The 19487-nt window shown below is 51.3% G+C and carries 19 protein-coding genes, 2 tRNA genes and 1 pseudogene; 11 read left to right on the top strand and 11 right to left on the bottom strand.

The annotated features are described in order from the left end of the window. Positions 1-70: 70 nt before the first annotated feature. On the top strand, positions 71-997 hold the full coding sequence (locus BMY01_RS01285) for a DMT family transporter (protein WP_081353621.1): 927 nt from the start codon (positions 71-73) through the stop codon (positions 995-997). 129 nt (positions 998-1126) lie between these two features. On the opposite strand, the gene BMY01_RS01280 is transcribed toward BMY01_RS01285, so the two are convergent. After that, positions 1127-1501 carry a hypothetical protein gene (locus BMY01_RS01280; RefSeq protein ID WP_074743776.1) on the bottom strand — a complete coding sequence of 125 codons (375 nt, stop codon included), beginning with the start codon at positions 1499-1501 and terminating at the stop codon, positions 1127-1129. Between the two features lie 323 nt (positions 1502-1824). Between BMY01_RS01280 and BMY01_RS01275 the strand changes: the two genes are divergently transcribed. Next, positions 1825-3138, top strand: a complete 1314-nt coding sequence (locus tag BMY01_RS01275; protein WP_254772549.1) for an OprO/OprP family phosphate-selective porin — start codon at positions 1825-1827, stop codon at positions 3136-3138. A gap of 164 nt (positions 3139-3302) precedes the next feature. Here BMY01_RS01275 and efp read toward each other — a convergent pair whose 3' ends face one another. Beyond that, positions 3303-3869, bottom strand: coding sequence for an elongation factor P (gene efp / locus BMY01_RS01270; RefSeq protein WP_074709301.1), 567 nt, complete (start codon positions 3867-3869; stop codon positions 3303-3305). Between the two features lie 18 nt (positions 3870-3887). Here efp and BMY01_RS01265 point away from each other — a divergent pair, with 18 nt between their 5' ends. The 7 genes from BMY01_RS01265 (at position 3888) to BMY01_RS01235 (ending at position 8192) form a co-directional block, all read left to right on the top strand. Then, the gene (locus BMY01_RS01265) at positions 3888-4637 is read left to right on the top strand and encodes a uracil-DNA glycosylase (RefSeq protein WP_081353620.1); all 750 of its coding nucleotides are present in this window, start codon (positions 3888-3890) and stop codon (positions 4635-4637) included. A gap of 2 nt (positions 4638-4639) precedes the next feature. Further along, positions 4640-4828, top strand: coding sequence for a tautomerase family protein (locus BMY01_RS01260; protein WP_074709302.1), 189 nt, complete (start codon positions 4640-4642; stop codon positions 4826-4828). 5 nt (positions 4829-4833) lie between these two features. Next, a complete protein-coding gene (gene uvrC / locus BMY01_RS01255) occupies positions 4834-6654 on the top strand; it encodes an excinuclease ABC subunit UvrC (RefSeq protein WP_074743775.1) in 1821 nt (606 codons plus the stop codon). 81 nt (positions 6655-6735) lie between these two features. Then, positions 6736-7308, top strand: a complete 573-nt coding sequence (gene pgsA, locus BMY01_RS01250) for a CDP-diacylglycerol--glycerol-3-phosphate 3-phosphatidyltransferase (RefSeq protein ID WP_074743774.1) — start codon at positions 6736-6738, stop codon at positions 7306-7308. 28 nt (positions 7309-7336) lie between these two features. Next, positions 7337-7612 carry a hypothetical protein gene (locus BMY01_RS01245; RefSeq protein WP_074743773.1) on the top strand — a complete coding sequence of 92 codons (276 nt, stop codon included), beginning with the start codon at positions 7337-7339 and terminating at the stop codon, positions 7610-7612. Between the two features lie 284 nt (positions 7613-7896). After that, positions 7897-7971: transfer RNA gene (locus BMY01_RS01240), tRNA-Gly, on the top strand. A gap of 147 nt (positions 7972-8118) precedes the next feature. Continuing rightward, positions 8119-8192, top strand: a tRNA-Cys gene (locus BMY01_RS01235). A gap of 265 nt (positions 8193-8457) precedes the next feature. Here the strand turns inward: BMY01_RS01235 and BMY01_RS17685 are convergent. Continuing rightward, positions 8458-8622 (bottom strand): site-specific integrase, encoded by a 165-nt coding sequence (locus BMY01_RS17685; protein WP_175463183.1) that lies wholly within the window; start codon positions 8620-8622, stop codon positions 8458-8460. 268 nt (positions 8623-8890) lie between these two features. Between BMY01_RS17685 and BMY01_RS01230 the strand changes: the two genes are divergently transcribed. After that, on the top strand, positions 8891-9208 hold the full coding sequence (locus tag BMY01_RS01230; protein ID WP_074743772.1) for a phage antirepressor KilAC domain-containing protein: 318 nt from the start codon (positions 8891-8893) through the stop codon (positions 9206-9208). Between the two features lie 66 nt (positions 9209-9274). Here the strand turns inward: BMY01_RS01230 and BMY01_RS01225 are convergent, their stop codons facing one another. Next, complete coding sequence (locus tag BMY01_RS01225) at positions 9275-9667, bottom strand: hypothetical protein (protein ID WP_074743771.1); 393 nt, start codon at positions 9665-9667, stop codon at positions 9275-9277. Positions 9668-10500: 833 nt separating this feature from the next. After that, positions 10501-11543 (bottom strand): annotated as a pseudogene (locus BMY01_RS01215) (IS481 family transposase). A gap of 784 nt (positions 11544-12327) precedes the next feature. On the opposite strand from BMY01_RS01215, the gene BMY01_RS01210 reads away from it, so the two are divergent. Beyond that, complete coding sequence (locus BMY01_RS01210) at positions 12328-12768, top strand: KGG domain-containing protein (RefSeq protein ID WP_074743769.1); 441 nt, start codon at positions 12328-12330, stop codon at positions 12766-12768. A gap of 230 nt (positions 12769-12998) precedes the next feature. On the opposite strand, the gene BMY01_RS01205 is transcribed toward BMY01_RS01210, so the two are convergent. From BMY01_RS01205 to BMY01_RS01180, 6 genes are all read right to left on the bottom strand, one after another. Further along, positions 12999-13859: a DUF72 domain-containing protein gene (locus BMY01_RS01205; RefSeq protein ID WP_074743768.1), complete on the bottom strand. Its 861-nt coding sequence runs from the start codon at positions 13857-13859 to the stop codon at positions 12999-13001. Positions 13860-13864: 5 nt separating this feature from the next. Next, a complete protein-coding gene (locus tag BMY01_RS01200) occupies positions 13865-14206 on the bottom strand; it encodes a cupin domain-containing protein (protein ID WP_074743767.1) in 342 nt (113 codons plus the stop codon). 127 nt (positions 14207-14333) lie between these two features. After that, positions 14334-14963 (bottom strand): UdgX family uracil-DNA binding protein, encoded by a 630-nt coding sequence (locus tag BMY01_RS01195; protein ID WP_074743766.1) that lies wholly within the window; start codon positions 14961-14963, stop codon positions 14334-14336. Positions 14964-15013: 50 nt separating this feature from the next. Continuing rightward, entirely contained in the window at positions 15014-16726 is a 1713-nt protein-coding gene (locus BMY01_RS01190; RefSeq protein ID WP_074743765.1) for a hybrid sensor histidine kinase/response regulator, read from the bottom strand. A gap of 45 nt (positions 16727-16771) precedes the next feature. After that, positions 16772-17185, bottom strand: coding sequence for a response regulator (locus BMY01_RS01185; protein WP_074743764.1), 414 nt, complete (start codon positions 17183-17185; stop codon positions 16772-16774). Continuing rightward, the gene (locus tag BMY01_RS01180; protein ID WP_074743763.1) at positions 17182-19110 is read right to left on the bottom strand and encodes a Tar ligand binding domain-containing protein; all 1929 of its coding nucleotides are present in this window, start codon (positions 19108-19110) and stop codon (positions 17182-17184) included. Before BMY01_RS01180 ends, BMY01_RS01185 begins: the two co-directional genes overlap by 4 nt. Positions 19111-19487: the final 377 nt, after the last annotated feature.

Below are 19487 nucleotides of genomic sequence, written 5' to 3'. Positions count from 1 at the left end.
CAATAGGCAGATAGGATGTTATCCTGCCAAATTTTTTGGCAGGGACCCTTGCAGGTTAAACTTATACTGAATGCTGATTGACGAAACTTCAAGAAGGAAGGGGGAGGGGAAAATACCGGCATCCGTGCTCATGATTGCCGCAACCTTGCTTTTCGCCACCATGAGCATGTGTGTCAAGTTTGCTTCCGCAGAGTATGGCACTGGGGAAATGGTGTTCTACCGTGGCATTATTGGAGCGGTGATCGTGTCTCTGCTGGCGCGAAGGCGTGGGGTCACGCTTCGCACCTCCGTTCCGGCATTGCACTTCTGGAGAAGTTTGACGGGTGTGTGCGCACTTGGGCTCTGGTTTTACGCGATAGAAGCACTGCCACTTTCTACCGCCGTAACACTCAATTACACGGCTCCTATCTGGATGGCTGTCCTGCTCATCGGCGGCGCAGTCTTTCTGAAGCGGGGACGGGCCGACGCGCGGCTGATCGGTCCAGTTTTTGCCGGGTTCGTTGGTGCCATCTGTATTCTTCGACCTGAGATCGAGAATGATCAGACATGGGGCGGTTTCGTAGGCCTGTTCTCCGGCCTGCTCACGGCAATGGCATACCTGCAGGTGGCTGCACTCGGCAGAGCAGGTGAGCCGGATACGCGCGTCGTATTTTTTTTCTCCATTGCCAGCATGGGAGGGGGAGCCTTGGTAACATTCCTTGGGGATGGATGGCATGCTCACACGCTTCATGGCTTAGGGTTGCTGCTGGCCGTGGGCTTGCTTGCGACATTGGCCCAGTTACTGCTTACCCGCGCCTATGCGATCGGAAAACTGCTCGTCAATGGCAGCCTTCAATACCTCGGCATTGTCTGGTCCTACCTGTATGGAGTATTGCTATTCGGCGACCGGATTACCGGCGTGTCACTGCTTGGGATGGGACTGATCGCGCTGGCGGGAATTGCGGCCACAGCATTACGTGAACCTCTTGCTTCTCCTGGCGAAATGGAAACGCCATAAAGACTTTGAAACGGATATTGAAAGGGATTCTGAAAGGGCAGGCAGACTCATAAATGGATGGGCAAAGGATGGGGCTGAAAGGAGGAGTTGCCGCGGTAAACATTCAATAACCGCGGCAACATTCCTCGATCAGTTCGGCCCGATCGGCCCACCTTGTTCATACTTCGGATCCTTTAGGGGTCTTCCCTCCTTATCGGTGGGAAATTTCGGCACGTGGGATTCCGGGCTCGGCGAGCGGGGATCCTGAGCGCGTTCCATGCGCTTCTCCTGGTCTACATAACCTGTATCCACAGGTTCTTCAAGGATGTCGTATGGAGCCGGCCCTCCGGTAGGTCCTTTTTGCGAACCTTGTCCGCTATAACCACTTTGACCTCCAGAACTTCCCTGGCCAGCGCCCGACCCGGTTTGAGCATACGCCACACCTGCAATGCTGAAAACCGCTGCGCCCGTTAGCGCCAATATCGACGCCAGTCCCCGGTTAATTGATGTCGAAGATGATTTCATAGTTATTCCTTCTTGTCGATCCAGCGATATTGCTGTGTCTGAAAGATTACGTAGCGCGCACTCGCAGGTCAGTGCGGTAACACACGAAGCTGCTCCTTTGAGGGACAATCCGGGCGCGAATCGTAACTGGAGGGGAAAACGTGGCGGAAACCGGCGGAGCTGAAAATTGCACCGACTGCTTCTAGGAAAGCGGGTTCAGCGATTGAGATAGGGAAATTTCCCTTAAGTACCTTAAAGATTTTGGAGTTTCGTCTGATTCCCGATGCTAACATCTACCTCGAACGCCGATAAGATAATACGTACCCGATTCGGATCGATCAAATATGCCAACTACGAAAAAGGCCAACACATTTGTTTGGAAATTCAGTGCCTTGACCATTTTCGTCACCATGCTCCCCCACTGCTTCGTTACCCCGGTTCACGCCTTTGTCATTGAAACCAAGGGAGGTCCCAAAATCAGGACGGAGGATGGCAATTTTGAACTCGGCTTCAATGCCCGCGCCCACCTCGACGTGCATTCGTTCAATGCAGATATGGCGCATGACACACCTCCCTTTGGAAGCCAGGTACCGAACCTGGATGACCGCAGCGGTTTTAACTGGCGCCGCACTTATACGACATTGACCGGCAAGATTTATGACCTGAATTTCAAATTCGAAAATGATTTTGCGGCGGGCAGCTTCCCCAGCAGTCTTCGGGAAACCTGGCTTTCCACCCGCTTGGGCCCGGGGCAAATCATCCTGGGTCAGTTCAAGCCTTATCGCGGCATGGAAGAACTTACCAGTTCCAACGAGATCACCATGATGGAGCGTCCCTCGACTTCATCGACAGGCATTTACTCCGGAAGGCAGTTTCTGGTGGGAGTGGGATACAAAGGCATTGTCGCTGATCAGTTGGGTTATTCAGCCGATGTAATGACGCTGGCGAATGCGGGTACTTCCTACAAGGGTATGACGTATGGTACTCGTCTTTACTGGTTTCCCTTCAAGGAAGACGGGAAGACGCTTCATTTCGGGTTTTCCTACAGCGCCGATGAACCGGGTCCACGTTCATTGCGTGCGAGAATCGTGGATATCTATGGCGGCCGCCGGGGGATCAGCAAATCTCTTGGAATTGCCGGGGCGAGTGCCAGCACGGGCGAGGAGAGCAAGCAGACAACCTTTGCAGCGGAAGCTGCGTGTTCAATGGGTCCGATGACCTTGCAGGGTGAATACGCGAACTCCACGCTCGACGACACTCATTTGCTCGCGGGAGTCCAGAAAGACTCGACGATACAGGCTTATTATGTGCAAGGCAGCTGGTTCGTGACTGGGGAAAAAACGCTTTATCGAAAAGATCGCGGAGCCTTCGGCAAGCCCAAGCCAATAAGCAGATGGGGAGCACTGGAATTGGCGGTTCGGTACGATGTGGCGGAAAACCTGGATCAGAATTTGATGGAAGATCCTTGTCGCACCCGTACCACAAAATGCCGGGTCGAGGTCCTTACATTAGGCGCCAACTGGTATGTTCGCCAGGGCTTGCGCTTCATGCTCAATTATTATCTGACGGAAGCCTCAATCGGGAACAGCGGTCCGGGTACGCCCAACCGGAAGGACAGTCCGTCCGTAATTTCATTTCGTACTCAGTTGAGTTTTTGACCAGCAGAAGTTTTGAGTCGTGGCGCCCGGCTTCGAACGAACATATTGGGGAATCCTGTATATCTTCATGAGGCTATTCAGGGGTTGAATCCTATACATTCCTTGCCAGCCTCGCTGAAGCGCTATGGAGCGCTCGCTATATATAAGGGGCCTACATGCGGAGCCTACATGCGCTCGATATATTCACCGCTATCGGTATTGACCTTGATTCTTTCCCCTTGCAGGACGAATGGCGGGACCATGACTACCAGGCCCGTTTCCGTCGTGGCCGGCTTGTAGGAACTGGTGGCGGTGGCACCTTTCAGGTTGGGTTCGGTGTCGGTGATGGTGAGCACCACGCTGGCAGGAAGTTGCACCCCGATCGCCCGATCGTTGTGGAAATTGACTTGGATATCCGTATTCGGTAGCAAATACTCGTACTGGCCTTCAAGGAAATCACGCGACAAGCTCAATTGCTCATAGTTTTCCTTATCCATGAAGATATAATTGTCGCCTTCCTGGTAGAGAAAGGTCATTTCCCGCGGCTCGACGAAAGCACGCTCCACCTTGTCCTCGGTCCGGATACGCTGGTTGGTCTTTGTACCTGCTTCGATATCTTTCATTTCCACTTGCATGAAGGCCCCGCCGCGGCCGCCAACATGCACGTGGTAACATTTCAGTACGCGCCAGATTCGCTTGTCCCATTCAATCAGATTGCCGACGCGAATTTCGGTAGCAAGAACTTTAGCCATATTTTTTGGTGATTTCCTTTGAATCAAGAAGCGCGCATCTTACTACAAAAAACCCCCGATAATTCTCCCCCGGTTGAGTTTTCAGCAGACTGCCGCCGCTGTCCCCGGTTGGCCGGATTTCTGGATGAGGTAAAAGCGCGCCACCCCGATTATTATGCCCGACCAGTGCCTGCTTTTGGCGATCCCAGGCCCAGGCTTCTGATCATCGGTCTGGCACCGGGAATCCACGGCGCGAACCGAACAGGCAGGCCTTTTACAGGCGATTTTGCCGGCATTCTCTTGTATGGAACGCTCTTCAAGTTCGGTTTTGCCAATCATGAAGGCTCTGCTTCCATCAATGACAATTTGGAACTGATGCAATGCCGCATCACCAATGCGGTCAAATGTCTCCCGCCGGAGAACAAACCGGAGGCAAGCGAGATCAGGCAGTGCAACAGGTATCTCGCACATGAGATTTCGGCCTTTGCTGAAGCAGGCGGTAGCGCGCTGCTGGCCCTTGGCGCCGTTGCTCATCAGGCTGTGCTGATGGCATTAGGGCTCAAGCCGAAGTCCCATGCCTTCCGTCATGGTGCCGTTCATGCGCTTGCCGGAAACTTCGGGTCTGATGACTTGAAACGCAACGGGTTGACTCTATATGACAGCTATCATTGCAGTCGTTACAATACTCAGACCCATCGCCTGACTACAGAAATGTTCGAAGAGGTGTTTGCAAAAATCCGCTCTGACCTGGTTTCACAGCGGACGTCACAGCGGAAAACTGGAGATTAACCATGCCCTATGTCAATATCCGTATTGCCGGCTCGCTCAGTCGCGAGCAAAAGAAACAGATTGCTCAGGAAATAACCGATACACTGGAGCGCATCGCTCATAAGCCCAAGTCCTATACGTATATCGCTTTCGATGAAATGCCCCATGAAAGCTGGGCCATCGCAGGCACCCTGCTGGGTGAGGAGGACTGATCGCCTTGCAGGCAGAACCGGCTTTCGATGCCAAGGCGTTTTGTATAGGCCTTCCATCCCAGCCTGGAGTCTATCGCATGATGAACTCAGCCGGGCAGGTGATTTATGTCGGCAAGGCGATTGATCTCAAGAAGCGTGTTTCTTCCTATTTTCAGAAGAACGGCTTGGCTCCTCGCACGCAACTCATGGTCTCCCAGATCGCGGGAATCGAGACTACCGTTACGCGATCTGAAGCAGAGGCCCTGTTACTCGAAAACAACTTAATAAAGAGCTTAAATCCTCGCTATAACATACTATTCAGGGATGATAAATCATATCCCTATGTGATCTTGAGCGGGCACAGGTTTCCCCGGCTTGGATTTCATCGCGGCCCGCTCGACAAGAAACACCATTATTTTGGTCCCTTCCCGAATGCGGGAATGGTGCGAGAGAGCATCCAGTTGCTGCAAAAGGTATTTCGGATTCGCACTTGCGAAGACAGTGTTTTCAGTAATCGTACACGTCCCTGCCTGCTCTACCAGATCAAGCGCTGTAGCGGACCTTGCGTGGATCTGGTCAGCGAAGAAGCCTACGCGGAAGACGCAAGGGATGCGGAGCTTTTTCTCGAGGGCAAGCAAACGGAGGTTTTGAAAAGCATTACGAGAAAAATGCATGAGGCCGCCGATGAACAGGAATACGAGCAGGCGGCGCTGTTTCGCGACCAGATTCAGTCTCTGCGAAAGATTTGCGAAAAGCAATTCGTGGATAGCGGGCAAGCGTTGGATGCCGATATCGTCGCCTGCGTGGCAGAGAATAACGGCGGGGGCCGGGTGTGTGTCAACCTTGCCATGGTCAGGGGAGGACGTCACCTCGGGGACAAGAGTTTTTTTCCGCAAAACGCGGAAGGATATGATCTCGCCGCCGTGGCGGAAGCATTCCTGGCCCAGCACTACCTCAATCGCAGCGTTCCGGATCTGATCATCGTGGGCGAGAGAGTTCCGCGGGAATCTCTCCAGGCTCTGCTCACGCAGCAGGCTGGCCATAAAGTGATCATCAATGTGAATCCGATAGGCAGCCGGCGCGTGTGGCTGGATATGGCGACAGAAAACGCCGCCCTTGCGCTGGAACAAATGCTAGGCCGCCAGGCGAGTCAGGAGGAGCGGCTGCAAGCCTTGCAGCAAGCCCTGGATATGACAGGGTTGAGCCGGATTGAATGTTTCGATATCAGTCATACAATGGGTGAAGCGACCATCGCTTCCTGCGTGGTTTATGACAACTTTGCCATGCGCAATAGCGAGTACCGCCGCTACAATATTACTGATATCACGCCGGGAGACGATTATGCCGCCATGCGCGATGTTCTCTCACGGCGCTACCATAAAATTGCGGAAGGCGAAGGCAATCTACCCGATCTGATCCTGATCGACGGCGGAAGAGGGCAGATCAACGCTGCTCACGAGGTCATGGTAGAGCTGGGGTTGAACGATGCCAACCTGGTAGGCGTGGCAAAAGGCGAAGAGCGCAAGCCGGGACTGGAGCAATTGATTTTCCCAGGGGTGAAAAAACCACTACAATTATCAAAGGATCATCCTGGATTACATCTCATCCAGCAGATTCGGGATGAAGCGCATCGCTTTGCAATTTACGGCCATCGCGCAAAACTTGGCAAGGCCCGCCTCAGTTCAAGCCTGGAGCAGATCGCCGGTATCGGCGCCAAGCGCCGGCAAAGTCTGCTGGCGAGGTTTGGCGGCCTGAAAGGCGTGCGCACTGCGAGCATCGAAGAATTGCAGCAAGCTGACGGCATCAGCCGCGCGCTGGCAGAGAAAATTTACAGGGAACTGCATTGAATCTTATCCAGCCTGCAGGCTCAGTGGCCTGCAGCGGGACGCTTTCCAGATTCGTTTTTTAATGGCATATTCCCGACCCTTATGCCTTTTAATCTGCCCAACGTACTCACTTGGCTGCGCATCGTGGCGATTCCGCTGTTCGTGGGTATATTCTATTTTCCCTCGACCTGGTTATCGCACGCAGACCAGAACCTGATCGCAACCATTATCTTTACTGGCGCCGCCATTACCGATTGGCTGGACGGCTATCTTGCGCGCGTGCTGCGGCAGACCTCGGCCTTCGGTGCGTTCCTCGACCCCGTTGCTGACAAGCTCATGGTCGCTGCCGCGCTCATCGTGCTGGTTTACCTGAGCAGGCTGGATGCCCTGATCGCTTTCATCATCATAGGGCGGGAAATCACTATTTCGGCCTTGCGCGAATGGATGGCCCAGATCGGCAAAGGCAAGAGCGTGGCTGTTTCCTTTCTGGGAAAATTGAAAACCGTATCGCAAATGGCAGCTATTCCGCTGTTGCTATATGACGAAAAAATAGATGAAAGCTTCGATCCGCATGAAATAGGCACCTGGCTGATCTATCTCGCAGCAATACTGACGTTGTGGTCGATGGCCTATTATCTCAAGATCGCGATTCCGCAGGTGATAAAGCACGGCTGAGCAAGCTTGGGCAAAGGAAGGAGAAAAAATGGCATCACTATACAATCCGGACATCTATCCCGATGAGGTTCGGGAAATGATATGCGAGTCGGGAGAAACAGGAATCGGGATTGCCAACCGGTGGATGACAGGATGGCCGAAGAGAGTCGTGAAACTGCTGGTCGAGGATATGTACGAGGGGGCGTTTCAGTATCAGCTCCTGCAGGAACAGGATGTGATTGCAAGAGCATCAAACCTGAGTCATCTCGCACCGATGGAAATCATCGTGATGTCGGGCCTGAATCCGGAGCCGCCAGAGGTGTAGACATCCTGGAGGTGCAGATGGAGGAGGCACGATGTAGGATGTTTGTCCCACGGGGTGCAGGAAGTTTGAATGGCAAAAATAAGAGCCGACCTAGCGATAGGAGTATTTGTTTCTCGACCTATCCGGCGTTGAATCCAGATTACCTTCTCAGAGCCGTCATTTCCCTACGCAACACTTTCCGTATGCAATATTCGCTCAAGTCTTTTTTACCTTCAGATGGATACCTTTGAGGGTTACTTTCTTGACAAAGATAGCGCCGCCCTTATAATGGCAGGCTGTTTTTCGCGGGAATAGCTCAGTGGTAGAGCACAACCTTGCCAAGGTTGGGGTCGCGAGTTCGAGCCTCGTTTCCCGCTCCAGTTACTGGGAAAATGGATCATTGCCGTGGTCTCTGTCGGATTTGACTTGTGGGACTCAGGCTAAAAATATCCGTTTTCCCTTTTTGCTTTTTGTTCTCGCACCGCAACGGTGCCAAAGTAGCAATACGGTTGCCGTAGGCCTAGTAAGGCGGGGTGGCAGAGTGGTTATGCAGCGGCCTGCAAAGCCGTGGACGCCGGTTCGATTCCGACCCCCGCCTCCATAAAAAATCAATAGGTTATAAAAATTCTGGATAGAGGAATGGCGAAACGTTTCGCCAAGTTATTACTTCTGTAGTTTTGATTATCCAGAATTAAGGATCGGGGAAACCTTTTCGCCCACTCTTGACCGCACGTATTTTGCGGTCATTGACTCTGTAGTGTGTCCAAGCAGCTTCCCGGCGCTCGCCATGCTTCCATATCGGAAGCGCTCTTTGCACGAAGATCTCTAAATTGAAAGCGAGTGAAAGTGATTCCAAGTTCTTCTGCTCACCTCTCTGCACGATCGCGCGCCAGCTTAAACTGACTCCTGAAATAGCTATACTGTTTTAACGGCTGCCCCCTGGGATCGGCAAGAATGGTCATGCCAACAATGCCGCGCGACTTGATGCGTTTGATCAATGCGGATAACTCCCCGACCAAATCAATCTGCAACTTAGAGCCAGTCTTTTCCTGCTCAACCCATAACGAACCATCCTTAATATAATCCCATCACATTTTCAGCACATCAGAAGGCCGTTGTGCTGTCAAATAGGCTAGATCAATTGCATATTTTATGAGCGGCGAAGTGCATTCATAAACTAGGGCGACCATCTCATTTGTTACGTAAAATATCGCGGGTTTCCGTGGCCTTCATTTGTTTTGTCGTGCTGCGCGGCTTATTGCTCGCCTATACAGAGAAAGTGCTGGCGTTAAAACAGAAGTGGCTGAGGTGAAGCCAAAGCGGAATTCCATGATGCTGTTTGTTGCCGAGGTAGTCAATTGCCAGACGGTTCAGGAGGTCTCCAAGGAGTTGGGAATAGGCTCAGGCAGGCTATTCAAGTTCCTAAAGGGGCGGGCGATCCTGATGGACGATACGCTTCCATACCAAACCTATATTGATTCAGGATATTTCCGAGGAATCATGAAGAAATATAGAGATAAGCGAGGGGAGGCGTATATGTATCATCAAACCCTCGTTACAGGGAAACGAGCGGTGTTCATTCAGAAGAGGCTTGCAAAAGCTGAGTTTCTTGCCTGATCAAGTAACAGGAAAATACGGGGGATTTCTCCCCCGTATTTGTTTGAGGCAGGTCTGTCCCTGTCCCTACTCGCTATAGAAACGTTGCTTTCGTCGCTTTAAGGTCGCATCTTTGGAAGCGGTAACAAAATGCTTCACTACATCTGGCTCGGTTATCTTGATGCGCTCGGCATGTATGAGAAGAAGAGCAATTTCTTGTTCTGGCAGACCCGAAGCACTGACTCTTCGTTTGTCATTCATGACAATAACAGCTTTTTTGTTTTTTCGAGATATAAACTCTGTTATCACTAGTGAAAGACGATCGAGCACTTCCGCTGACTTCGGGATGTCCAGGAACAGGGAAGATATGAGCGCATCCGAACGATGGTCGACCACAATGTAGGGAAGATCCTGTTTGTCGAGCAGTATCAGAAATGGCCGAAAGCTTTCGTGGTCTAGATGAATCTTCAGGGATCTCATATAAACATACTCCAGCTATTACTCAGAAAACTTTAAAGTTTATGCTAGGTTTGCTGTGTTTTAAATAAAGAATAGAAGGGGAAAAACGCTTGTTTTTTCGGGAAGCAGTGATAGAAATATTGTATAGAATACGAGTTGCTCACTTTGAAACCCGCTGAAAGGCGGGTTTTTATTGGAAAAAAATTGAAAAGCCCACCTCGGAGTGGCTTTTTCGTTTCTAATGCCCTAGAGATAATTAAGGGCTTTTTAGGTGGTGCAGCAAGGCACCAACCCAAGACTCGGTCCTGATTCCTTTGCCAGTAAACCTTAGGCTTTGGGAAATCGGTTAAGAGTTCTTCGTGTAGATAGGGTGCAGCTAAACTGCTTTCGCTGTCGTATGCAGCATCTGCGATACCCTCAATCGAGTTTGTTGATGTTTGGCGGCGCAGCTCTCCAGGTTTTGATCGTGGCTGAAGCTCTTCTGGCTGGATTCGGTGGAGGCTGGACAGTCCATAGCCGGAAGTCGGGCACCAAAATGGTTGAGCTCGAATCGCGTGATGTAGTCGTCAGTGCAGCAAACGAGAAATGCGCTAAAGATGTTGAGTCAGCTCTTTGTCGATGAGAGCTCATTCCTCAACTTCTTCCCCGAACTTGGAGGCGACTAGGCAACGGAAAATTGCGATAAGGTATGAATATCACGACTTCAGTTGACAGTTTTGATACATTCGAACTGTTTTCAGGAGTCATTCATGAATCTACAAGCACAAAGAGACATTTCTCGAAAACTAAAGTGTAGTAGTTGCGACTTCATCTGACAGTTACCCGATTTGACAGGTGCAGTTGTCAGATCAGATTCAGCTGTTCAGTGCAGTAATTTTATCGTTCCAGACCTCCTTTCCGTCAATTAATGTTTGAATAGGTGTTCGGCCGCAACACATCTTTCCCTGATGGGTGCGGTCATGATTGTAGTGATACAGCCAGTCATCCAAATCAATTTGCAGTTCCTCGATTGATCTGTAGATCTTGCGTCGGAACGCGACCTGGTAAAACTCTTGCAGGATAGTCTTATGGAAGCGCTCACAGATGCCGTTGGTCTGGGGGTGACTGGCTTTAGTCCTGAGTGTTCAATGTCGTTAATGGCGAGGTAGAGCTGGTAGTCATGAGTTTCCGGTTTTCCACAATACTCTGTCCCTCTGTCAGTCAGAACACGGATCAGGCCCATGTCCTGTTCTGCAAAGAAGGGGAGCACTCGATCATTGAGTAAATCCGCGCCTGTAATCGGAGTCTTGGTCGTATAGAGCTTGGCCGCAGCCCACTTGGAGTAGGTGTCGACGAAGGTCTGCTGATAAATGCGGCCAACACCCTTGATTGTTCCCACGTAGAAGGTGTCCTGGCTGCCAAGGTAGCCTGGATGAGCCGTTTCAATTTCGCCATGGGCTACATCATCGTCTTGCTTCTTCTCCAGAGCACTAACCCGCGCTTCGGTCAGAACTCCGCCCGTTTCCGCGACATGACGCTCCAGGGCGATCAAACGTTTCTTGAATGATTCCAAGTCACGGCGCAACCAGACCGAGCGAACGCCTGAGGGGGAAATGAAGATACCACGCTTACGTAGTTCGTTGGATACCCGAACTTGACCGAAGGCAGGCTGCTCAATAGCAAATGCAGCTACCGCCACCTCGGTTACTTCTTCAACCCTATTCTTGGGATTGGGCTTCCTTCGATTGGCATCGATCAGAGCATCGACACCGCCTGATTCCATCGCCGATTGGTAGCGATAAAAGGTATCGCGGGAAAGACCCATCACCTTGCAGGCGCGCGATACATTGCCAAGCTCGGCCGCCAGATTTAGCAGGTCTATCTTGTGCCTGATCACATTTTGTTGAACACTACTCATGGGGTTACTCCTTTGCGCTATCCGCGCTCAATTTGATAAAGATTCGCACCTCTATCAAACCAGGTAACCCCACCAAAGGCCAAGGTCCTACTGTCAGATTAAATCGAAACTACTACAACTAAAGGTTTTTCAGCATGCGAGCGAATCGGGTAACGTAGCGTTCACTCGCCGATATTTCGGGATTTCCATAGAAACTTACTACTAATGGAAGCGCGCTTATCTGGCCAGATACCTTGATCTTCATCTCAACCTTCCCTCATTCCTCAGTCTTTCTTTCATCTCGGCTTTCAGCTTCGGCAACAGGCATCCACACAGTCATGCCGTCCTGTCATGATCCGATTGCCAGCGTTCCTCCCTGATTGAGCATTAGTATCTTGGGTAGATAGCTGATTCATTTCCCCTCCAGGGCGGCGCGAAGTAAATCCATTTCTATTTCCATATCTTCTAAGTCCGGGTTCCATCCTATAGTAGTAACTCAGTTACCGCCTTCCTCCGCTTGTCTTCTACCGGATGAGTACGCTCCCCATTTGCTATCGAAGAAACTCCCCCGCCCAATCAACACTGCTCGCGCGAAGAAACAGGAATCGTTGCAACAACTTGAATAACCTGAACTATGTATGCTTCCGAACAGAGCCAATGTGTTTTCGGAGCTAAGATAAATCATTCTCTGCTTTTAACTTTAACAAATTGAGATAAGAAACCCTCATCTTCATGACGCTTGGAGTTTTCCGGTGGCTTGTCAGAGGGAAGTTCTAAAAAGTATTTGATAATTCGGAGGCATGGCATGGTTGCAGATAAAGAGCGAGGAAAAAGCGGTGACAGGCGCGGTTTTGCTTCAATGGATGCAAACAAGCAGCGTGAAATCGCCAGTAAAGGCGGCAAGGCGGCCCATTTAAAAGGTACTGCCCATGAGTTCGATTCTGAGGAAGCACGCGAGGCGGGCAGAAAAGGGGGCAGGGCGGCTCATTTGAAGGGCACGGCGCACGAGTTTGATTCGAAAGAGGCGCGCGAGGCAGGCAGGAAGGGTGGCAAGGCCGCACATGAGAAGGGTACGGCGCATGAGTTTGATTCCCGGGAGGCGCGCGAAGCAGGGCGCAAAGGCGGGGAATCACGTGGAAAAGGTGGTTCACATGCTGAGCACGAGAAGGAGACCCCATACTCGTTGCGGAGTGGAAAATCAGGGCAGCACGACAAGGGTGACAGCTCAAATCACACTGGCCAGTAGAGTTTTCTACACTGTTGCTTGAGTGGGAAAGTCGTTTCCGTACCCGCCTTGAACAGCGGGGCCCTTGCGAGCTGTTATCCTTTCATTATTTATTTCAATTTGCGCCCTCTCCCCACGGGGAGAGGTTGTTCATGAGACTCATTTCGTAGCTAAGCTTGGAGTGAGATGTGCCTCTTCGGGTTGCGGGTCTCTCCCTTACGGGAAGGACGTTCCTGGGACTCATTTCGTGGCTAAAGCTTGGAGATCAATGATTGCGCGTCGAAAGGCGCTCTTACTTTGATATCGTTATCGAAGTAACAGTAGATATCGCGAGGTATACGCGGCGGCTGATGCAATGAGATGAGATGCGCGTCGTCGGGTTGTAAACCCGTGCGCCAGAGGCGAATTCGTTGCGCCCAACGTACCAATGCCTCATCGGTATATCCGCTCGCATAAATTTCCTGATCACCATGCAGGCGGAGATAGAGGAAATCTGCCGTTATGTCTTCACGGTAGGGCCATTTTCTTGCAGTATCTGCGATGACCAGGGCGATATTGTGTGCGCGCAGGAGCTCTACGAAGGTTTCATCGAGGAAGCTGTCGTGCCGTATTTCAACGGCATATCGTAGAGGACGTTTTGCGTCGACTGCCAGGCGTGCCCGGCCCGTCATGCGTTTGTCCCGGCGACGGGCCAGGTGCAGAGCCTGCTCGGTATCTCGCGGCAGGAGGTCGAAAAACCCGCTCATTCTGTCCTGATCATAGCGAAAATTGGGTGGAAATTGCCACAAGATGGGGCCGAGTTTTTCCCGGAGATTGAATATTCCCGAAGCGAAGAAATTGGCGAGTGGAATGTCGATGTCGCTCAGGCGCCGGATATGCGTGATGTAGCGCGATGCTTTAACGCCGAAAATAAACCCAGGAGGTGTATCGCCATACCAGTGCTGAAAGCTGTCCGGTGTCTGCAGGGAGTAGAAAGTTCCGTTTATCTCGATAGTCGGAAATATGCTGGAGGCATATTCAAGCTCGCTGTGCTGGGGAAGCTCGGGAGGATAGAATACGCCGCGCCAGGGCGGATAACGCCAGCCGGAAATGCCGATACGCGTCTCGCTCACTCGCTCTAACTCCGTCCACGCGACAGTTCTTCCCCTTCAGTCGTATATGCAGGGGGAACATAAAAGTTGAGTGTTTGGAGCAGATCTTCTCCCGTATTGCGGATTTCATGCTCATCGCCACGCTCGATAAGCAAAAGGGAACCTTCACCCAGGCGATAGCGCTTATCGTTTATGGTTGCAATACCCATTCCCGAAACGACAAACAGCCACTGGTCAGCACCGCGATGACGATTATGCGGGCCTCCTTCTGCCTGCCCTGGAAGTAAAACCATTTCTGCCGCCTGCGAACTCGGATTACCGAGAACGATGCGAAAACCGATTTCGAACTGCAGGTTTTTCCGTTTCATCCATTTCTCCTATCTCATCCGTTACAGAAATTTGACAGCAGAAAGACAACGCCGTTTCGCGAAAAGGGGAGACAGGGAGGGGTTAAGCAGAATGGCCAGCCGAACAGGGCCATTGCCTTAGTGTAAGTCAGCCGAGAAAGGGTTTTGCCAGGTTGAGATCGTTCACGAAGTGCTCGTACTCTTCGTCCTTGTTTTCCTCAGGCACACGCAGCAGGAACGAGGGGTGGACTGTAATCAGCAATGATACCTCCGTTGTGTATTCGAGTAATTTTCCCCGGTTGACTTTGATCGGAGTGGTGCGGCCCAGCAATGAGCGGGCCGCCGTAGCGCCCAGAGCAATGATCAGACGGGGCGCTATCAATTCAATTTCCCGTTGCAGCCAGGCGTGGCACGCTACAATTTCCGCATCTATCGGTTTCTTGTGCATGCGTCGCTTTCCACGCAGTTCAAATTTGAAGTGCTTGACCGCATTGGTAACATAGACTTCTTCTCGCGATATACCGACTGCTGTCAGCGCGTGCGATAGAATCGATCCAGCCGGTCCGACGAATGGATGGCCTGTAGTATCTTCACGGTCTCCAGGCTGCTCACCGACGAGCATGATCGATGCGTGCGAGGAACCTTCTCCGAAGACAGTCTGAGTGGCATGTTCCCAGAGGTGACAGGCGCGGCAGTTCGCAGCTGCTTTACGCAGGGAAGCGATGGTGTTTCCAGCATGTTCAGCAGGATGTGAAGTATCCGGTGGAGGCGTTTTCATCTGCTGAAGAATGGACGGGGGATGGCGAGTCGGGGGTCCGGGACGTTACCTTAACCTTCCGTACTGAACTCTTCGTTTTTATCTAAATCGGGAGCAGCCTCGGAAGCTTCATCAGCAATGAGTTCAAACCAGAACACACTGCCGACATCGACGGTGCTTTCCACACCGATTGACCCGCCCATCAGTTCAACCAGTTGTTTCGTCACTACCAGGCCAATGCCTGTGCCTTCCACAGACCCCGCTTCCTGTCCGAGCCGGTTGAATTGCTGAAAAAGCTGTGTCAGTTTTTCCGGCGGCAATCCCGTCCCCGTATCGCGCACACTTATCCGCAGACGCCCCGGTTTTGTCATGGAGCAACTCACTTCGACCACGCCACCCTCGCGGTTGTATTTGATTGCGTTGGAAAGAAGATTGATCAGGACCTGCTTCACCCGCGTTCGGTCTGCCCGAACGAAGAAGTTCATGTCCGATGATGGCGGAAAGATCAGTTGTATGTTTTGCTCTTGGGCCTGTGGTTCGACCATGGTCCGGGACTCGGCCATCACCTCTCCGATGCACATCGGTTCCTGCGCAACAACCAGTTTACCGGATTCGATTGCGGCAAGATCGAGGATTTTATTTATCAGTTCAAGCAGATACCATCCTGCAGAATTGATCTCCTTGAGCATGGTCATTTGCGTGAAGGTCGGCGGCGGAGAACTCGATTCCATCAATTGGGCAAAACCAAGCATGACATTCAGCGGTGAGCGTAATTCGTGGCTCATACTGGAAAGAAAATCTGATTTGGCCAGATTGGCTTTTTCCGCCTCTGTCTTGGCTTTGATCAGTTCTTCTTCGATCAGCTTGCGGTGGGTGATATCGCACCGCAACTCTTCGTTCACCCGCGCCAGTTCATCGGTGCGCTTGGCCACGAGCTCTTCGAGACGATAACGGTGCTGCTTCAACTCCTCTTCTGCCTGTTTGCTTTCAGTGATATCAACCAGGATACCCTGCAGAAACAGCGAGCGTCCCGATTCATCCCGCACGACATTCGCCTCGTCGCGGAACCACAAGACCCTTTCATCCTGAGTAAGCAAACGGTACTCACAGCGCAGAGGAGCGCCCGTTGCGCGGCTTTTTGCCCGCTCCTCGAGTGCGTGCGACCGGTCGTCCGGATGAATCTGTGCAAGCAGGATAGTCGGATCGTTCAACCACTGTTCTGCTGAAAAACCAAGCATATTGATACGCGAGCTGACGTAGAGGAAACGGTTGCTCCCATCCAGTGCAGCAATGTAAACGATTGCCGGAATGGTTTCGACCAGGGAGCGATATTTGGCCTCCGCTTGGGCGAGTTTCTCTTCCGCCTGCTTTTTTTCCAGCCGTATCCGCCGGTCGCTCATTACGCGCTGGATAACGGCAGGCAATAATTCAAGGTATTGGTGCTCCAGGTCCTTGATCAGGTAATCCTTCGCCCCGCGCTTCATTGCTTCTACCGCAATGGCGGCATTGTCCGTACCTGTCAGCATCATGACCGGAATGAAAACATCGCCACTCTCGTCGGTCAGCGCTGCCAGAAACTCAAGACCATTCACATCCGGCAAGTGGTAATCAAGCAGGACGCAGTCCGGCTTTTGCTCATGGGCAAGTTGCAATCCCTCCCGGCCTGATTCGGCTTCGGAAAGCACGAATTCGTAGTCCGGGTCCCGGGCAAGAGCACGTCGACACGCCATACGATCCACGGCATCGTCTTCGACGAGTAGAACGCGAATCAGGGGTTTGGTCATAAGTGGATGAGCTTTCGTAAAATCAGGGAGTTGATTGAATCTTTATTATGGCATCTCGCTGATGGTCCAGTAAGCATCGATGGAACGCATGACTTCGACGAATTGACGATAATCCACGGGCTTGGCCATATACCCCGCCACGCCTAAGTCGAAGCTGTTTATCTTATCCTGCTGTTCCTCTGAGGTAGTCAGAACTACTATGGGAATACGCTTCAGCTTGTCATCATTTTTAACCGCTTTCAGGAATTCGGTACCGTTCATGATGGGCATGTTCAAGTCTAGCAAAATGATGCAGGGTTTTTCGCTTACCGGATCCTGGAGATAATGAACAGCCTCCTCACCATTTTCCCGGTGGACGAGCGGGTTCGTTACGTGAATCTCTTTTAGAGCACGTACGACCGTCATTTTATCTACTTGATCATCTTCCACTAGGAGAATGGGTCTATTGGTTATTTTCACGCTGCTGTTCCTTTGGTTGAATTTGCGACTGCTACTGTTTTAGGGAGAGTAAAGAAAAAAGTTGTACCCTCACGGGGCGTGGATTCCAGCCAGATACTGCCACCATACATTTCCACGATCTTTTTTACCAGAGTGAGTCCAACACCGGTGCTTTCTACCCGGTCTCTTGGCGCAAGCGTCTGGAAAAGCTGAAAGATCTTTTCAAAGTGGCGTGATTCAATACCAGGGCCATTATCACTGACGCTGAACCTCCAATGTTCGCCCTCCGCAATGCAGCCAATACGAATTTCGCATTGAGGCTTATCCATGTATTTGATGGCATTTGAAAGCAGATTCTGAAATATCTGTTGGATGCGTGTTGGTTCTATCACTATGCTTGGTAATGTATTTTCGACGGTAATGGTAACATTTGGCGAAGGGGCAATGAAATCTATTACATCGCGCAGGACTTCATCGACCTTTACCTCCACAGGGGCTTCTCTGACCCGCCCCACACGTGAATATTGCAGGATACCGTCGATCAGGTTTCCCATACGATGGACTCTGCTGACAAGGAGGCGCATATGTTCCCTGCCTTCATCATCGAACTTATCGAGGTAGTCAGTAGAGAGCCAATCTGCAAGTGCGCCAATTGCGCGCAACGGTGCTTTCAAATCGTGCGATACCACGTATGCGAAACTTTTCAGCTCTTCATTGGCACCTTCCAGGTCGGCCATCAGTATCGCTTTCTGTTCCTCTGCCTGTTTGCGTTCACTGATGTCACGCAGAATGACGACGAACATCCGGTGCTCCTGGCCATGCATCTCAGTCACAGAAATATCCAGGGGAAACGTTACACAATTTTTTCGCAACCCAATAACTTCATTCGTTTTTCCGGGCGCCTGCAGTTTCGTGTTTTCCTGGTAATTTTTAAAATAATCTGTCAGTTGACCGTGTTCAGGCCGGGGGAACAGGAATCCAATATTTTGTCCGATCAACTCACTTTCCGAATAACCGAATATCTGTTCCATTGCCGGGTTCCCGGTTTTGATCACGCCCTCTTCGTTAACGGAGACCACACCCACAATCAGGTTATTTATCAAGGCGCGTGTATTGGCTTCGCTGGCGCGAACCTGGCCAATCGTCTCTACCAGGCTGTCGCGCATTTCCCGCACGGCTCCCATTAGTTGGCTAATTTCGTCATTCGATGGAGGAACCTCGATTTCCTGCCTCAGGTTTCCTGCCGCCACGCCGCGGGAGATTCGTACCACATTCTCGAGAGGCTGAAAAATCGCGCGGATGAACATCAGGCTGAACACCACCGCCAGCACCAGGGCAACGACTATCGAAGCGATGAGAATGACACGGATTGTCTCGTACCGGTTTTGTTCGTCATCATATTCTCTTTTCGCTTCATTGATCTGGAGCAAAACAAGGGCGTCTATGCTTTCGCCTACAGGCAAATACATTGGCCGGATTTTTTCCACAAGTATCCTGTTTGCTTCACCGATCTTATTGGCCCGCAAGGCCGCTGTTGCTGGCAACAGCCCCTCGGTCACATATTTCCGGTGGTCGGCAGCAAACTGGGCGGCAAGCTTTTTTTCCACCGGGGTCAGGCGGGTGACAATGTACTCTTCCCAGGTTCTGCTGATTTCCGCAATATTCTTCTCAACCATTGCGGTCTTGTTCCTGATGATCTCAGGCGTCGGCATTACCAGGGCAGATGTAATGGCAAGCCGGGTTTGCAGCAAAAGTGACTCAATATATCCAACCTGGCTCAGTGGGATGGCTCTGTCATGGTAGACGGTCCTCAGGCCGTCTATCGCATGGCTCATGCCGAACAAGCCAATCATTCCCATTCCCAGCAAAAAGGCGATCAGATAGGAAAGGGTAAAGATCAGGCGGGATTTGATCGTCAGGTTTTTAAATGTCAGCTTTTTGAACATATGACCTGCAAGGATTCGAAAAGGTGATATCTGAAGCTTTCTATTGCACAGGGAGTTACAAATATACCCCTATGAACCTCAAGTGAAAAATATCTTTTAATACGACAAACCCTGTTCACGACTCATCCAGGGAAAGAAGGCAACGTTGATTGAACTCACGGCCGGGAGCAGGAAATTTATGATCCAAATATGTGGATCAGCAGATGTTATGAGCGTCCTGCAGGCGTTCATCGGGTACTCGCACAACCAATCGGCCTATTCCTATTGAGAGGTTCTCCTTGATATGTACTATATTTAGATAGCGTTCCCGGATTGCTAATCCGGCCCGCCGATTCTCGTTTTTCTGGCTAATCTGCTCAGGTTGCAATACCTGGAAT

The sequence above is a fragment of the Nitrosospira multiformis genome (genome assembly GCF_900110185.1).
GTDB lineage: Bacteria > Pseudomonadota > Gammaproteobacteria > Burkholderiales > Nitrosomonadaceae > Nitrosospira > Nitrosospira multiformis_A.
The sequence above is the reverse complement of the archived record's forward strand: the minus strand, read 5'-3'. Positions and strand labels throughout refer to the sequence as shown.

Coding starts and splice junctions, on each gene's coding strand:
- BMY01_RS01285 (WP_081353621.1), top strand. CDS start 71: ATGCTGATTGACGAAACTTCAAGAAGGAAGGGGGAGGGGAAAATACCG.
- BMY01_RS01280 (WP_074743776.1), bottom strand. CDS start 1,501: ATGAAATCATCTTCGACATCAATTAACCGGGGACTGGCGTCGATATTG.
- BMY01_RS01275 (WP_254772549.1), top strand. CDS start 1,825: ATGCCAACTACGAAAAAGGCCAACACATTTGTTTGGAAATTCAGTGCC.
- efp (WP_074709301.1), bottom strand. CDS start 3,869: ATGGCTAAAGTTCTTGCTACCGAAATTCGCGTCGGCAATCTGATTGAA.
- BMY01_RS01260 (WP_074709302.1), top strand. CDS start 4,640: ATGCCCTATGTCAATATCCGTATTGCCGGCTCGCTCAGTCGCGAGCAA.
- pgsA (WP_074743774.1), top strand. CDS start 6,736: ATGCCTTTTAATCTGCCCAACGTACTCACTTGGCTGCGCATCGTGGCG.
- BMY01_RS01245 (WP_074743773.1), top strand. CDS start 7,337: ATGGCATCACTATACAATCCGGACATCTATCCCGATGAGGTTCGGGAA.
- BMY01_RS01225 (WP_074743771.1), bottom strand. CDS start 9,667: ATGAGATCCCTGAAGATTCATCTAGACCACGAAAGCTTTCGGCCATTT.
- BMY01_RS01210 (WP_074743769.1), top strand. CDS start 12,328: ATGGTTGCAGATAAAGAGCGAGGAAAAAGCGGTGACAGGCGCGGTTTT.
- BMY01_RS01200 (WP_074743767.1), bottom strand. CDS start 14,206: ATGAAACGGAAAAACCTGCAGTTCGAAATCGGTTTTCGCATCGTTCTC.
- BMY01_RS01195 (WP_074743766.1), bottom strand. CDS start 14,963: ATGAAAACGCCTCCACCGGATACTTCACATCCTGCTGAACATGCTGGA.
- BMY01_RS01190 (WP_074743765.1), bottom strand. CDS start 16,726: ATGACCAAACCCCTGATTCGCGTTCTACTCGTCGAAGACGATGCCGTG.
- BMY01_RS01180 (WP_074743763.1), bottom strand. CDS start 19,110: ATGTTCAAAAAGCTGACATTTAAAAACCTGACGATCAAATCCCGCCTG.